This is a genomic window from Mesorhizobium sp. P2_D5 (genome assembly GCF_056404355.1).
Genome location: NZ_JBFUEE010000011.1, coordinates 102,339 through 114,953 on the forward strand (window position 1 = coordinate 102,339; position 12,615 = coordinate 114,953).

Here is a 12,615-nt window from a genome sequence, read left to right on the forward strand (position 1 = left end):
CGCCTCAATTCGTCTTGGCTTTTTCATCCCCGGGCAGCACGTAGTCCGTGCCTTCCCAAGGGGAGAGAAAATCGAAATTGCGAAATTCCTGCTTGAGCTCGACCGGCTCGTAGATGACGCGCTTGGCCTCGTCGTCGTAGCGCACCTCGACGAAGCCGGTCAGCGGGAAATCCTTGCGCAGCGGATGGCCTTCGAAACCGTAATCCGTCAACAGTCGCCGCAGGTCCGGATGCCCGGAGAAAAGCACACCGTAGAGATCGTAGGTCTCGCGCTCGAACCAGTCGGCGCCGGGATAGACGCCGGTGATCGACGGCACCATCGTCTCCTCGTCGGCCTGCACCTTGACGCGGATGCGCACGTTCTGCTTCGGCGACAACAGGTGATAGACGACGTCGAAGCGCTTGGCCCGCGACGGATGGTCGGCGCCGCAGACATCGATGATCGAGATGAACTGGCAGCGCGCATCGTCGCGCAGGAAAGTCATCACCTCGACCAGATTGCGCGGCTCGACATGGACGGTGAGTTCGCCATAGGCGATCACCGCGTCATTCACGCGGCCGATCAGCTTCTCGCCGAGATAGGTCGACAGTTCGCTCAGGGATGCGGTCATGGATTTACCGTTCGATCGTGCCGGTGCGGCGGATCTTCTTCTGCAACAGAAGAATCCCGTAAAGCAGCGCTTCGGCGCTCGGCGGGCAGCCGGGCACATAGATGTCGACCGGCACGACGCGGTCGCAGCCGCGCACCACCGAATAGGAATAGTGGTAGTAGCCGCCGCCATTGGCGCAGGAGCCCATCGAGATGACGTAGCGCGGCTCCGGCATCTGGTCATAGACCTTGCGCAGCGCCGGCGCCATCTTGTTAGTCAGCGTGCCGGCGACGATCATGATGTCGGACTGGCGCGGAGACGCGCGCGGCGCAACGCCGAACCGCTCCGAATCGTAGCGCGGCATCGAAGTATGGATCATCTCGACCGCGCAGCAGGCGAGGCCGAACGTCATGAACATCAGCGAACCGCTGCGCGCCCAGGTGATCAGCGCCTCAGTCGAGGTGACGAGAAAGCCCTTGTCGGCCAATTCGTTGTTGATCTCGAGGAAGAAAGGATCGTCGGACCCTACCGGCCTGCCGGTGTTGGGATCGATCAGGCCCTTGGGCTTCGGCGCGACGAGCGTGCCGGAACTGTCGTTCAATCCCATTCCAGCGCTCCTTTTTTCCATTCATAGGCAAAGCCGATGGTCAGCACCGCCAGGAAGACCATCATCGACCAGAAGCCGAGCATGCCGATCTTCGAGAACGACACCGCCCACGGAAACAGGAAAGCCACTTCCAGGTCGAAGATGATGAACAGGATCGACACCAGGTAGAAACGGATGTCGAATTTCATGCGGGCGTCGTCGAACGAGTTGAAACCGCACTCGTAGGCGGAAAGCTTTTCGGGATCGGGATTGCGGTAGGCGACCAGGAAGGGGGCGGCCAGCAGCGCCAGCCCGACGACCAGGGCCACGCCGATGAACAGGACGATGGGCAGGTATGAACCTAGAAGTGCGTTCATGCTCGGCTTTCCGTTGGCGCCAATCCACGTTGATTACAGCACCGGACCCTAATGCGGAAGCGTGACAGTTTAACCGCTGAACCGTTTTAAGGGCCTATGCTGCAACGCGGCGAGGGTTAGCGCAGCACTTCCAGCGAAGCAAGTCAAACCTTGTTCAAAACGCGGTGCTGGACGGCATATCCGAGGAAACTGGTCCGATCCGCTCCTGTTTGATTTCCTTCGCTTTTTACTCCACTTTTGTCTCCTGACATGGTTGCCGCCAAAACCCTGCTAGCATGGGCCGGAATCACCCATCAGAACTTCGGCCAACCACCCTCAGAGTGATGCCTGCATGAAGGAAAAGTTCTCGCTTGCCATGGCCCGGCGCATCGCGCTCGCCGCCCAGGGGTTTCTCGATCCCCGCCCCGCCGGTACGCCCGACCGCCGCCATTTCGCCCGCGTTCTCTCCCGCACCGGCCTGCTGCAGATCGATTCCGTCAGTGCAGTGGTGCGCGCCCACTATATGCCGCTCTATTCGCGCCTTGGCCCCTACCCCTTCGCTCTGCTCGACAACGCCGCCGTGACGCGCAAACGCACGGTGTTCGAATACTGGGCACACGAAGCCTCCTTCCTGCCGGTCGAGACCTACCCGCTGATGCGCTGGCGCATGCAGCGAGCCGAGCGCGGCGACGAAATGTATCTCGGTCTCGCCAAATGGGGCCGCGAACACGCTGGCTACATCGAACAGATCTATCGCGAGGTCGCCGATCGCGGGCCGATCGCCGCTTCCGCGCTCGAAGGCCAGAAAGGCTCGGGCGGCTGGTGGGGCTGGAGCCATGCCAAGCACGCCTTCGAATGGCTGTTCTGGGCCGGGCGCATCACAACGGCGCACCGTCGCGGTTTCGAGCGGTTCTACGATCTGCCGGAACGCGTGCTGCCGCAGGCGATCCTCGACCTGCCGGTGCCCGCCGCCGAGGACGCGCACCGCGAATTGCTGCGCATTTCCGCCCGCGCCCACGGCATCGCGACATCAGGCGACCTGCGCGACTATTTCCGCCTGTCCCCCGCCGACATGAAGGGCCGACTGGAGGAACTGGTCGAAACAGGCGAACTGCTGCCTGTGCGTGTCGAAGGCTGGGACAAGCCGGCCTATCTTCATAAAGACGCCCGTCTGCCACGCAAGATCGAGGCCCGCGCTTTGCTGGCGCCGTTCGATCCGGTCGTCTTCGAACGGTCGCGCACCGAGCGGCTGTTCGACTTCCACTACCGCATCGAGATCTACACGCCAGCCGAAAAGCGCCAATACGGCTACTACGTCCTGCCGTTCCTGCTCGGCGACAGGATCGTGGCGCGCGTTGACCTCAAGGCCGACCGGCCAGCCGGTGTCCTGCGGGTCCATGCTGCTTACGCAGAGCCCGGCGCGCCGCCTGAAACCGCTGCAGAACTCTTCGAAGAATTGAAGCAGATGCAGGGCTGGCTCGGCCTTGAACGTATAGAGGTGACATCAGCCGGTGATTTGGGTCCGGCGCTGGCCGACCTGACCGTGTCGTAAGCCCACGTTGACACCGCCGCCCGCAAAAGCCTAAATCCGCTCCAGACGGTCTCCTCTCTTCAACGAGAGGAGCCAAGAGGGAATGCGGTGCGAAATTCCGATTTCAAATCCGCGGCTGTCCCCGCAACTGTAAGCGACGAGCCAAGGCCGAAAGCCACTGGGGTATTCCCGGGAAGGCGGCTACCCAAGGCGATGACCCGCGAGCCAGGAGACCTGCCGTCTGCGACTGTAGAATCCGATCGCCCGGCGGGTTTCCGGGCAAGGAGCCCAATTTTTGGACCACGACAGCAGTTTTTCCGCTGGCACAGCGGACAATTCGTCCGGCGAGAGCGATGCCCTTGCCGGCGTGACCGTGATCGTCTGTGCCTCCTGTCGCGATGAAACCGGTTCCGATGCCCATCCCCGCGCCGGCGAACTGCTCGCGGACGACACGCGTCACGCCGCGTCTGGCCAAGACATCCGCGTCCGCACGGTCGAATGCCTCGGCAATTGCAAGCGCCGGCTCAGTGCCGCCATCCTGCGCGATGGTTGCTGGAGCTACGTCTTCGGCGACCTGACCACATCCAGCGGCGCCGACCTCGTCACAGGGGCAAAACTCTTCGCCACCTCGACCGACGGCCTGATCCCGTGGCGCGGCCGTCCAGATAGCCTCAAGCGCGGCCTCGTGGCCCGCATCCCTCCCCTCGACCTGCTGAAGGACTGATCATGACTGCCTCCGTCTCCCGCGTCCCCTGCACCGTCGTCACCGGCTTCCTCGGCGCCGGCAAGACGACGCTGATCCGCCATCTCCTGGAAAACGCCGGCGGCAAGCGGATCGCCATCATCGTCAACGAGTTCGGCGACATCGGCATCGACGGCGAAATCCTGAAGGGCTGCGGCATCGACACCTGCCCGGAGGAAAACATCGTCGAACTGTCCAATGGCTGCATCTGCTGCACCGTTGCCGACGATTTCGTGCCGGCGCTCGACCAGATCCTGTCGTTGACGCCGAAGGTCGACCACATCTTGATCGAGACCTCGGGTCTGGCTCTGCCCAAGCCACTGGTCCAGGCTTTCCAGTGGCCGACGGTGAAGAGCCGCGTGACGGTCGATGGCGTCATCGCCGTCGTCGACGGTCCCGCACTCGCCGAAGGCCGCGTCGCCAATGACATGGACGCACTTCAGGCACAGCGCGCCCAGGATGAGACGCTCGATCACGACGATCCGGTCGAGGAGGTGTTCGAGGACCAGATCGCCTGCGCCGACCTGATCATCCTGTCGAAGAGCGACCTGATGGACACCGCCGGCTCCGCCCGCGCCAACGCCATCATCAACGAGCACATCGCTCGCGCCGTGAAGATCGTGCCGACGTCGCAAGGCAAGGTCGATCCGTCGGTGCTACTTGGTCTTGGCCTTGCCGTCGAGGACGATATCGAGAACCGCAAGACCCACCACGACGACGAACTCGACCACGAGCACGACGACTTCGACTCTTTCGTCATCGACATTGCCTCGATCGCCAATCCCGACGAGCTGGCAAAGCGCGTCGCCACCGCCGCCGAGGAAGAAAACGTGCTGCGCGTAAAAGGCTTCGTCGAGGTTGGCGGCAAGCCGATGCGGCTCTTGCTGCAGGCCGTGGGACCGCGCGTCAATCACTACTACGACCGCGCCTGGACGGCCGGGGATGACCGCCGCTCGCGTCTCGTCGTTATCGGCCTCAAGGGGCTGAACCGCCCGGCGATCGAGCGTATACTCGCCGGCTGACGCAAACCACGGCCCGCGATGCACATCCTCACCACGACCTCCGCCTCGCTCGACGATCTCGCCGAGCCGGTCGATCTGCGGCAGTCGCCGGCGGATATCGTGGCCCTGTCCTTCACCGACAGCGATCTCGCCGGACTGGCGGCGGCATGGAAGGCCGATGCCGAGCGCCTGCCCTCGATGCGGCTGGCGGCTTTGCGTGACCTGCGCCATCCGATGTCCGTCGACCTCTGGGTCGACAGCGTCGCCCGCCATGCCAAAGTCATCCTCGTGCGCATTCTGGGCGGCTACGACTGGTGGCGCTACGGCTGCGACCAGCTTGCCTCGACCGCCCGCGCGCGCGGTATAAAACTGGCGCTGCTGCCCGGCGAATGCCGCGACGAGGATCTGCGCCTGATCGAAGCCTCGACACTGCCGCGCCAGGAACTGGACGGCCTGCTCGACTATTTTCGCGAGGGCGGTCCGGCCAATATGAACGCGCTGGTGCAGAAGCTGGCGCGGCTGGCAGGGTCTGAAGCAACAATTTCGGCGCCTGTCGCGGTACCAAAGGCCGGCTACTATGAGCCGGGCCGCGGCGTCGTCCCCCTTCCTCTCGAGGGGCAAGGAAACACCGCGCCTGTCATCCCCATCCTGTTCTACCGTTCGATGCTGCTGGCCGCCGATGTCGCACCGATCGACGCCCTTTTTGAAGCGCTGCGGCAGCGCCGTATGACGCCGGTCCCCATCTTCGTCTCCAGCCTCAAGGACCCGGTATCGCTGGCGTTCGTCGAAACCGCGCTGGCCTCGTTGAAACCTGCCGCCATCGTCACCGCGACCGCCTTCGCGTCCGGCGCCGAACCCGGCGTCGAAACCCTGTTCGATCGTGCCGGCGTGCCAGTCTTCCAGGTCATCGTCGCCACCACCCGCCGCGACATCTGGGAAAACAACCAGCGTGGGCTGGCGCCCGCCGACCTCGCTATGCATGTCGTGCTGCCCGAACTCGACGGCCGCATCCTTGCCGGCGCCATTTCCTTCAAGGGCGAGAGCGAGGTCGATCCCGCACTTGGTCACCGCGCCTTCGCCAACCGGCCGGAGCCCGATCGTGTGGCGCAAGTGGCGGACCGTGTCGCGGCCTTCATCAAGCTGCAAGAAACGCCGAGCGCCGAGCGCAAGCTTGCCATCCTGATCCCCGATTATCCCAGCGCCCCCGGCCGCACCGGCTATGCCGTCGGCCTCGACGTGCCGTCCAGCGTGCTGGCGATGCTGCAGGACCTCAAGGGACAGGGCTATGCCGTTGACGGGATTCCGCAAACGCCGCGTGCGCTGCTGGATTTGCTGGAAAGTTCAAACCACGGGCTGAAGCTTGACGACTATCTGTGCTTCTCAACCGAACTGCCGAGGGCGGCGATAGCTGCCGTAGAAGGCGCCTGGGGTAAGGCGAAAGATGAAACAGGTTTGCGCGAGGTGCTAACCTCCGCAAAATTCCCCTTCCGCGCCGCCACCTTCGGCAACGTCACCGTGGCGCTTGCTCCCGACCGCGGCCGGTCAGTGGATCGGCGCGCCGATTATCACGACCCGACGCTGCCGCCGCGGCATGCGCTGATCGCCTTCGGCCTGTGGCTGCGCAAATCGCTCGGCGCTCATGCGCTTGTCCATGTCGGCGCCCATGGAACGCTGGAATGGCTGCCCGGAAAGACGGTTGCGCTCAGCCAAAACTGCTTTCCCGAGATCGTCACCGGCCCCTTGCCCGTGATCTATCCCTTCATCGTCTCCAACCCCGGCGAAGCCGCACAGGCCAAGCGGCGCATCGCCGCCGTCACCCTTGGGCATCTGCCGCCGCCGCTGACCGGCGCCGGACTGGACGAGGATCAGCACAGGCTCGAACGCCTGGTCGACGAATATGCCCAGGCCGACGGGCTCGACCGCCGCCGCCGCGACCGCCTCGCAAAGCTGATCGTCGACACCGCGCAGAAGACCGGCCTCGCCTCCGAAGCCGGCGTCGCCAAAACCGATGCACCCGACGAGGCGCTGCGCCGCATCGACGCCTGGCTCTGCGACCTCAAGGATTTCGCCATCAAGGACGGGCTGCATATCTACGGCCGCGCCTCCAACGACGAGCCTGACGCCATGCGGCGTCAAAGCGCTGAAGCCGAGAAGACGGCATTGCTGGCAGCACTCGATGGCCGCCACGTCAAGGCCGGCCCGGCAGGGGCGCCGGCGCGCGGCCGCGCCGATGTATTGCCCACCGGTCGCAACCTGTTCACGTCGGACCCGCGCACCATGCCGACGCCGACCGCCTATGACCTCGGCAGTGCGGCGGCGGAGGAAGTGGTGCGTGGCTATATGCAGTCGCATGGCGACTGGCCGCGTTCGCTGGTCATCGACCTCTGGGGCTCAGCCTCGCTGCGCACCGGCGGCGAGGAGATTGCACAAGGCCTGGCGCTGATGGGCTGCCGGCCGCAATGGGATGCCGCGACCGGCCGCATCAACGGCATCGAGGTGCTGCCGCCGGCAACCGTCGGCCGACCACGCGTCGACGTCACCTGGCGCATTTCCGGCCTGTTCCGAGACATGTTCCCAACCCAAATCGCACTGATCGATGCCGCGGCCAACGCCGTTGCCGCCCGCGACGAGGAGGATTCGGAAAACCCGCTGGCGGCCAAGACCCGCGCGGATGGCAAGATCAGCCCGCGCATCTTCGGCACTTCGCCCGGCACTTACGGCGCCGGCGTCGAGGACTTGCTGTCGAGCGGCGACTGGGCGGCGCGCGAAGAGATCGGCCGCGCCTATCTCGACGCCACCTCGCATGCCTATGGCGGCGCTGGGGGCGAAGGCGTCTCGGCACCCGGCGCCTTCGAGGGTCGCATCGCCGAAGCCGATCTTCTCGTCCACACCGGCGACGACCCTGGCCGCGATATCCTCGAAGGCTCCGCCGACGTCGCCTTCATCGGCGGATTTTCGGCAGCGCTTGCGGCGCTTGGCAGGAATGCCGACGTCATCGTGCTCGACACCACCGATCCGCAAAAGCCGAAGCCGCGTTCGCTCAGTGGGGCGGTGGCCCGCGTCGTGCGGGCCCGCGCCGTCAATCCACGCTTCGTCTCAGGCCAGATGCGCCACGGCCCGCGCGGCGCCTCCGAATTCGCCGAAACCGTTGACCGGCTGGTCGGCTTTGCCGAAACCACCCTCGCGATATCAGGCACGCTGATCGAGGCGGTGCATGACGCCTATCTCGGCGATCCCCTGGTGCGCGCCTTCATCCTGCGCGAGAACCCTGCCGCCGCCAAAGTCATCGCCGAACGCTTCCTGTCGGCCCGGCGGCGCGGGCTCTGGCATCCCTTGCGCAATTCTATCGACGACGACCTCGCCGCCCTGATTGCCGAGGCTGAAGCGCTTGGGGTTGCGGCATGAACGCCTTCTCGCGTCGCGGCGCCTGTCCGGCTCTGGCAGCCCCCATGCAGACCGGCGATGGTCTGCTGGTGCGGCTCAACCCCGTTGCTGGAGGCCCATCTTCTGGAGGATTGTCGCCAAAGCTTTTGATCGCACTCGCCGAATCGGCCCTGCGGCACGGCAACGGCATCATGGAAGTCACCGCGCGCGGCAGCCTGCAGATACGCGGCCTGACATCGGAAAGCGCGCCGCTGCTGGCGACCGAGGTCGATGCGCTTGATATCGCAGTGCGCACCGGCGTGCCGGTCGAGACCGGGCCGCTGGCCGGCATCGATCCGCAGGAGGTTCCCGATCCCCAGCCGTTGGCTGAACGGATCAGGACAGCGGTCGAAGAAGCCGGGCTCACGCAACGGCTCGGCCCGAAGGTTTCAGTCGTTGTCGACGGCGGCGGGCAGCTTCGACTGGATTCGGTGACGGCCGATGTGCGGCTTGCCGCGACGCGCACTGATGCGGGAGTTCGGTGGCTGGTGTCTGTCGCGGGTGATGGGCGGAATGCAAGGCCGCTGGCCACGGTGGAAGACGATGCTGCATGCGATATTGCCGTTGCCGTGCTCAGGATGATTGCCGAGAAGGGCCGCGAAGCCCATGCGAGGGATTTGACCGAGAGGCAGCTAGCTTCTCTTGCAAGTTGGCACTCCGTCCCACCCCCCTCTGTCCTGCCGGACATCTCCCCCGCAAGGGGGGAGATTGCGCTCTCATCTCCGCTTTCGCTAGTCGTAGGCGTTGCAGCAATCACTCAGCGTCCAAAAGGAGAGCCGGCAGCAGAACTGCCGATCTCCCCCCTTGCGGGGGAGATGTCCGGCAGGACAGAGGGGGGTGGGCAGGATCGCTATCCTGCGCCATCGACTCGCTCTCCCATCGGAACTTTCGACCTCGCCGCCTCTGGCGTCGCCCTCGGCATCGCCCTCCCCTATGGCAGCATGCCGGCGGACAAGATCATCAGCCTCGCCCAAGGCGCCCTCGCCCTCGGCACGTCGGAAATCCGCCTCGCCCCCGGCCGCGCGCTGCTCTTCCTCGGCCAGCCGACAGCCGCCAACCGGCCCCTTCAGGACACCGCAACCACCCTCGGATTCGTCACGGACGCCGCCGATCCGCGCACACGCATCGCCGCTTGCCCCGGTACACCGGCCTGCGCTTCCGGCCGGATCGCCACGCGCGACATTGCCGAGACGATTGCCGCTGAAAATGCCGACATCCTCGACTTCACCTTGCACATTTCCGGCTGCGCCAAGGGCTGCGCCCATCCGGGCAAAGCTGCACTTACCCTGGTCGGCGGCGAAAACGGAGCCGGACTTGTCGTGAACGCGACGGCAAAGGGCCTTCCTGCCAGCTACAGGCCGGGCTATGACGCCGCGCGCGGCATCAGCCGCGTCGCGGCAGCAATCCGCAGCGCACGACTTCCCGGCGAAACCGCCGCCGCTTGCCTGACAAGGCTTGGCGCGGCCGGCATCGCCGAGGCTTACCGACAGGAATGAGCATGGCCGCCTACGACTACATCCACGACGGCACGGCGATCTACGAGCGCTCCTTCGCCATCATTCGCGCCGAGGCCGACCTGTCGCGCTTCTCCGAAGCAGAGGCCGATGTCGCGATCCGCATGATCCATGCCTGCGGTCAGGTCGAAGCTGCCAGCCATTTTGTCTTTTCGACGGATTTCGTTGCCGCCGCGCGCACGGCACTTTCGGCTGGTGCGCCGATCTTCTGCGACGCCGAGATGGTTTCGCATGGCGTCACCCGCGCCAGGCTGCCGGCCGGCAACGAGGTGATCTGCACCTTGCGCGACCCGCGCACGCACGAAATCGCCAGGGAGATCGGCAATACCCGTTCCGCGGCCGCCATCGACCTGTGGGGAGACCGCATGGCCGGTTCGGTGGTCGCCATCGGCAATGCGCCGACCGCGCTCTTCTATTTGCTGGAAAAACTGCGCGACGGTGCGCCGAAGCCGGCAGCGATCATCGGCATGCCGGTCGGCTTCGTCGGTGCGGCCGAATCCAAGGATGCGTTGGCCGAGAATTCCTATGGCGTGCCCTATGCCATCGTGCGCGGCCGGCTTGGCGGCAGCGCCATGACTGCCGCGGCACTCAACGCCCTGGCGAGGCCTGGCCTGTGAACGCGCTCCCCAAAGGCCGTCTCGTCGGTGTCGGCACCGGTCCCGGCGACCCCGAACTGTTGACGCTGAAGGCCGCACGAGCTTTGGCCGAGGCCGATGTCGTGGCGTATTTCGCCAAGCGCGGCAACAACAGCAACGCGCGCGCCATCGTCGAAGCCCAATTCCGCCCGGGCATGACGGAACTGCCGCTGCTCTATCCCGTCACCACCGAAATCGACAAGGATCACGACGACTACCGTTCGCAGATCGCCGGTTTTTACGAGGAATCCGCAGAGAAGGTCGCCGAACACCTTGAAGCAGGCAAGATGGTTGCCGTGCTGTCCGAGGGCGACCCACTGTTCTACGGCTCCTACATGCACCTGCATGTGCGGCTCGCCCATCGCTTCCCGACCGAGGTCATTCCCGGCGTCACCGCCATGTCCGGCTGCTGGTCGGCGACCGGTTTGCCAATCGTCCAGGGCGACGATGTGCTGACGGTGTTGCCGGGCACGATGAGCGAGTTCGAACTCACCCGGCGGCTGGCCGACACCGACGCCGCCGTCATCATGAAGGTCGGCCGCAACCTGCCCAAGATCAGGCGAGCGCTGGAGGCAACCGGCAAGCTGGCGCGCGCCGTCTATGTCGAGCGCGGCACCATGGCCGGCAGCGTCTCGATGCGACTTGCCGACAAGCAGGACGACAAGGCGCCTTATTTTGCCATCGTGCTGGTCGCCGGCTGGTCCGGCCGGCCCGGCGCCTTGGGAGCGCAGGCATGAGCGGCCGTCTCACCGTCATCGGGCTCGGGCCCGGTAATGCCAATCAGGTGACGCCCGAGGCCAGCCACGCGGTGGCGCAGGCAGCGTTCTTCTATGGCTATAAGCCCTATCTCGACCGGCTCGACTTGCGCCCGGACCAGACTCGCGTTGCCTCCGACAACCGCGAGGAACTCGCCCGCTCCAAGGACGCTTTGACCAAAGCCGCGGAAGGCCATGACGTCGCCGTCGTTTCCGGTGGCGACCCCGGCGTCTTCGCCATGGCGGCTGCCGTCTGCGAGGCGATCGAGGCCGGTCCGGCCGAATGGCGTGCGGTCGATGTCGCCGTGGTGCCCGGCATCACCGCCATGCTCGCCGTTGCCGCCCGCATCGGTGCCCCGCTCGGCCATGATTTCTGCGCCATTTCGCTGTCCGACAATCTGAAGCCGTGGGAATTGATCGAGCTGCGCCTGCTGGCGGCAGCCGGCGCCGGCTTCGTCATCGCGCTCTACAATCCGATCAGCAAGGCGCGCCCCTGGCAGCTCGGCCGCGCCTTCGAATGCCTGACAGCGATCCTGCCCGGCACCACGCCGGTGATTTTCGGCCGTGCCGCCGGCCGTCCGGACGAGCGCATCGACGTGTTCCTACTGGCCGATGTCGACGCACAAAAAGCCGACATGGCGACCTGCATCATCATCGGCTCGCCAGAAACCAGGATCATCAAGCGCGACGACAGACCCGCGCTGGTCTACACGCCGCGCTCGTCCACGGGTCAGAGAAGATGATCGGCCCCGAACTGGTTGACAATGGCGGCCAGCGCTTCGACGGTTTCAGCCGAAGGAACATCCGGCAAGGTCGGCCTGCGGACCATGACCACCTTGATGCCAAGTGCTCGCGCCGCGGCGATCTTGCCATAGGTCGCCGCGCCGCCGCTGTTCTTGGACACCACGATGTCGATGCGATGCTCTTCGAGCAGCGCGCGTTCTTCCGCCTCGCGAAACGGCCCCCGGGCCAAAAGATAGTGAGCATCGGGAACAGCCAGCTTCGGCTCGACCGGATCGACGCTGCGGATGAGATAGTGGTGCTGGGGCGCTGCTTCGAAAGCGGCAACCTCTTGCCGGCCCAGAGCCAGAAAGGCGCGACGAGGCGCCGGACCCAGCGCGTGCACGGCGTCGCCGACGTTGTCGACCTGCGTCCAGCGGTCGCCTTCGACAGGCTCCCAACCCGGCCGCCTCAGGGCCAAAATAGGCACGCCGGCCACGTGCGCGGCTTGCGCGGCATTGGCCGAGATTCGCGCTGCGTAGGGATGGGTGGCGTCGATCAGAAGGTCGGTGCGCGTGTCCCGCAGATAGGCAGCCAGTCCATCGGCGCCGCCGAACCCTCCGGTTCGCACAGGCACCCCTTGCGCAACCGGGCTTTCGGTACGGCCGGCCAGCGACAGCGTGACCGAGGCACGCGCCGCCAGTTTTCCAGCCAGTTGCCGGGCTTCCGTGGTTCCGCCGAGGATCAGAATGCGGTGGGTCAT

12 protein-coding genes and 1 riboswitch are annotated in these 12,615 nt (G+C 65.4%); of the genes, 8 read left to right on the forward strand and 4 right to left on the reverse strand.

What is annotated here, in order from left to right; genetic code table 11:
- Positions 1-4: 4 nt before the first annotated feature.
- Genes AC1DYW_RS31420 through AC1DYW_RS31430 form a run of 3 tightly spaced genes read right to left on the reverse strand, consistent with a single transcriptional unit; the run spans position 5 to position 1,552 of the window.
- Positions 5-610, reverse strand: a complete 606-nt coding sequence (locus AC1DYW_RS31420) for an NADH-quinone oxidoreductase subunit C (RefSeq protein ID WP_477228763.1) — start codon at positions 608-610, stop codon at positions 5-7.
- Positions 611-614: 4 nt separating this feature from the next.
- Entirely contained in the window at positions 615-1,196 is a 582-nt protein-coding gene (locus AC1DYW_RS31425; RefSeq protein ID WP_095087216.1) for a NuoB/complex I 20 kDa subunit family protein, read from the reverse strand.
- Positions 1,187-1,552 carry an NADH-quinone oxidoreductase subunit A gene (locus tag AC1DYW_RS31430; RefSeq protein WP_095087214.1) on the reverse strand — a complete coding sequence of 122 codons (366 nt, stop codon included), beginning with the start codon at positions 1,550-1,552 and terminating at the stop codon, positions 1,187-1,189. Before AC1DYW_RS31430 ends, AC1DYW_RS31425 begins: the two co-directional genes overlap by 10 nt.
- A 331-nt stretch (positions 1,553-1,883) precedes the next feature.
- Here AC1DYW_RS31430 and AC1DYW_RS31435 point away from each other — a divergent pair, with 331 nt between their 5' ends.
- From AC1DYW_RS31435 to AC1DYW_RS31470, 8 genes are all read left to right on the forward strand, one after another.
- Positions 1,884-3,083 (forward strand): winged helix-turn-helix domain-containing protein, encoded by a 1,200-nt coding sequence (locus AC1DYW_RS31435; protein WP_457150217.1) that lies wholly within the window; start codon positions 1,884-1,886, stop codon positions 3,081-3,083.
- Between the two features lie 29 nt (positions 3,084-3,112).
- Positions 3,113-3,318: riboswitch (cobalamin riboswitch) on the forward strand.
- Positions 3,319-3,357: 39 nt separating this feature from the next.
- Positions 3,358-3,786: a DUF1636 family protein gene (locus AC1DYW_RS31440; protein WP_457150218.1), complete on the forward strand. Its 429-nt coding sequence runs from the start codon at positions 3,358-3,360 to the stop codon at positions 3,784-3,786.
- 2 nt (positions 3,787-3,788) lie between these two features.
- The gene (gene cobW, locus AC1DYW_RS31445) at positions 3,789-4,826 is read left to right on the forward strand and encodes a cobalamin biosynthesis protein CobW (RefSeq protein ID WP_457150219.1); all 1,038 of its coding nucleotides are present in this window, start codon (positions 3,789-3,791) and stop codon (positions 4,824-4,826) included.
- A gap of 18 nt (positions 4,827-4,844) precedes the next feature.
- On the forward strand, positions 4,845-8,210 hold the full coding sequence (gene cobN / locus AC1DYW_RS31450) for a cobaltochelatase subunit CobN (protein WP_477228764.1): 3,366 nt from the start codon (positions 4,845-4,847) through the stop codon (positions 8,208-8,210).
- A complete protein-coding gene (cobG, locus tag AC1DYW_RS31455; protein ID WP_457150221.1) occupies positions 8,207-9,724 on the forward strand; it encodes a precorrin-3B synthase in 1,518 nt (505 codons plus the stop codon). Before cobN ends, cobG begins: the two co-directional genes overlap by 4 nt.
- Positions 9,725-9,726: 2 nt before the next feature.
- Positions 9,727-10,359, forward strand: coding sequence for a precorrin-8X methylmutase (locus AC1DYW_RS31460; protein ID WP_477228765.1), 633 nt, complete (start codon positions 9,727-9,729; stop codon positions 10,357-10,359).
- Positions 10,356-11,114, forward strand: a complete 759-nt coding sequence (locus tag AC1DYW_RS31465) for a precorrin-2 C(20)-methyltransferase (protein WP_477228766.1) — start codon at positions 10,356-10,358, stop codon at positions 11,112-11,114. Before AC1DYW_RS31460 ends, AC1DYW_RS31465 begins: the two co-directional genes overlap by 4 nt.
- Positions 11,111-11,875, forward strand: coding sequence for a precorrin-3B C(17)-methyltransferase (locus AC1DYW_RS31470; protein ID WP_477228767.1), 765 nt, complete (start codon positions 11,111-11,113; stop codon positions 11,873-11,875). Before AC1DYW_RS31465 ends, AC1DYW_RS31470 begins: the two co-directional genes overlap by 4 nt.
- Here the strand turns inward: AC1DYW_RS31470 and AC1DYW_RS31475 are convergent.
- On the reverse strand, positions 11,863-12,615 hold the full coding sequence (locus AC1DYW_RS31475; protein WP_477228768.1) for a cobalt-precorrin-6A reductase: 753 nt from the start codon (positions 12,613-12,615) through the stop codon (positions 11,863-11,865). The genes AC1DYW_RS31470 and AC1DYW_RS31475 overlap by 13 nt on opposite strands.

Excerpts from the sequence above, each read along its gene's own strand:
- AC1DYW_RS31430 (WP_095087214.1), bottom strand. The coding sequence starts at position 1,552 with ATGAACGCACTTCTAGGTTCATACCTGCCCATCGTCCTGTTCATCGGC.
- AC1DYW_RS31435 (WP_457150217.1), top strand. The coding sequence starts at position 1,884 with ATGAAGGAAAAGTTCTCGCTTGCCATGGCCCGGCGCATCGCGCTCGCC.
- cobW (WP_457150219.1), top strand. The coding sequence starts at position 3,789 with ATGACTGCCTCCGTCTCCCGCGTCCCCTGCACCGTCGTCACCGGCTTC.
- AC1DYW_RS31420 (WP_477228763.1), bottom strand. The coding sequence starts at position 610 with ATGACCGCATCCCTGAGCGAACTGTCGACCTATCTCGGCGAGAAGCTG.
- AC1DYW_RS31470 (WP_477228767.1), top strand. The coding sequence starts at position 11,111 with ATGAGCGGCCGTCTCACCGTCATCGGGCTCGGGCCCGGTAATGCCAAT.
- cobG (WP_457150221.1), top strand. The coding sequence starts at position 8,207 with ATGAACGCCTTCTCGCGTCGCGGCGCCTGTCCGGCTCTGGCAGCCCCC.
- AC1DYW_RS31460 (WP_477228765.1), top strand. The coding sequence starts at position 9,727 with ATGGCCGCCTACGACTACATCCACGACGGCACGGCGATCTACGAGCGC.
- AC1DYW_RS31475 (WP_477228768.1), bottom strand. The coding sequence starts at position 12,615 with ATGACCCACCGCATTCTGATCCTCGGCGGAACCACGGAAGCCCGGCAA.
- AC1DYW_RS31425 (WP_095087216.1), bottom strand. The coding sequence starts at position 1,196 with ATGGGATTGAACGACAGTTCCGGCACGCTCGTCGCGCCGAAGCCCAAG.
- cobN (WP_477228764.1), top strand. The coding sequence starts at position 4,845 with ATGCACATCCTCACCACGACCTCCGCCTCGCTCGACGATCTCGCCGAG.